General features: G+C 43.8%; 1 protein-coding gene. It reads right to left on the bottom strand.

Annotation, left to right across the window (positions count from 1 at the left end):
* Positions 1 to 56: 56 nt before the first annotated feature.
* Positions 57 to 1,115, bottom strand: a complete 1,059-nt coding sequence (locus KK062_RS29765; RefSeq protein WP_254088035.1) for an IS110 family RNA-guided transposase — start codon at positions 1,113 to 1,115, stop codon at positions 57 to 59.
* Positions 1,116 to 1,357: the final 242 nt, after the last annotated feature.

Genomic DNA, 1,357 nt, shown 5'->3' with positions numbered 1-1,357 from the left:
TTATCGTCTTAAAGAGGACCTCTGGTTTTCCAGGCGTTCATCTAGTGTAGCCGCTACTAAGTAGCGGCTACTTTGTTTTTAGCCGCATGAGAAGCGTCTTTTAAAAGGTTCAGGTGATTAGGATCAAAGGCGGTATCCTTTTTCCACAGGGTGTATAAGAGACAGAGAAGCTTTCGTTGGATAGCGACATAGCCCTTCATCTTGATTTTGGTTCGATCGTACACCCTTTCATAAAGCTGATAAAAAGTGCTTATTTGGTATTTAACCATGTTGAAGGAAGCCATGAAGAGGATTCTTCGGATATGGGCGTTACCCTGCTTGGATATTCGAGTCTTCCCTATACGCCCTCCTGATTGATTCTCCACCACGTCGTAGCCAGCATAGCTAACAAGTTGTTTTTGATTCTTGAAGAGCTCAAAGCCGCCGGTCTCCGCAACGATCGTAGCAAAGGTTAATATCCCCATACCCTTTAAGGGTTTTACCAACTCGTATTTGCCGGATAATACAGGGTCCTTCTGGATCGTTTCGGTAATGCGTTCCTTGAGCATTTTAATATTCTCTTCCATCGTCTGGACTATAGATTCAAGATTCTTAATGATGAGATCATCGGCGAAGGCCAGATGCTCTGCTGCCTCCAGCTGATTGCTTAAGGTAGTTCTGGTCTCTTGGAACATCTCCACTTGACGCGTTAAGCTTCTCAACACCAGCATATTTGGAGAGGCTGGTTTCCAGGGTTCTAACTCTTGTTGCATACCCATATCGGCCAGTCCCTGGGCATCGATCTGATCATTCTTACTCTTGATTCCCATGCTTTGCATATAGCGTTTAGCACGCGTGGGGAGTACAATGTGGACTACGTATTGAGCAGTGTGGAGATGCCAGGCCAGATTATCATGATAGACACCCGTAGCCTCCATGGTGATTGATAAAGAAGCTTGCTGTGCTTTGCGATGCTTCTGAACCCATTGATGAAGTTCTTTAAAGCCTGTGGGATTGTTGGGGAACTCTCTACTTGCTTTAACAATGCTTCGATTGAGACCTTCTTTGCTCTTAAAAGAAGCCTTAAAGGTGTGCTTGTCTACATCCAGGCCGATAGAATAAATTACATGTTCCATTGGAATAGAGGGGGTTAGTTTTTTAATACTGCCTTGTGCCTTGGACTTTACTCACAATTGATTCAAGATTGCTTTTTAAAAAGCATCCTTCGGTACTGTTCTGTCTAAGCAAAAGAAACCGGTAGGGATATGCCTTGCGCACGATATGACCACATGGGCCTATCTAGTCTTACGAATAGGTACCCCACCGGCTAGTATTGACAAAAAATAACTGTTCTGATTCTATTTCCAAAGATATGAGT

Origin of the sequence: Dawidia cretensis, assembly GCF_018598175.1 — a bacterium.
Taxonomy (GTDB): domain Bacteria; phylum Bacteroidota; class Bacteroidia; order Cytophagales; family Cyclobacteriaceae; genus Ohtaekwangia; species Ohtaekwangia cretensis.
The sequence above is the reverse complement of the archived record's forward strand: the minus strand, read 5'-3'. Positions and strand labels throughout refer to the sequence as shown.

What these genes read in the sequence shown, in the direction of transcription:
- KK062_RS29765 (WP_254088035.1), bottom strand. Translation starts at nt 1,115, where the DNA reads ATGGAACATGTAATTTATTCTATCGGCCTGGATGTAGACAAGCACACC.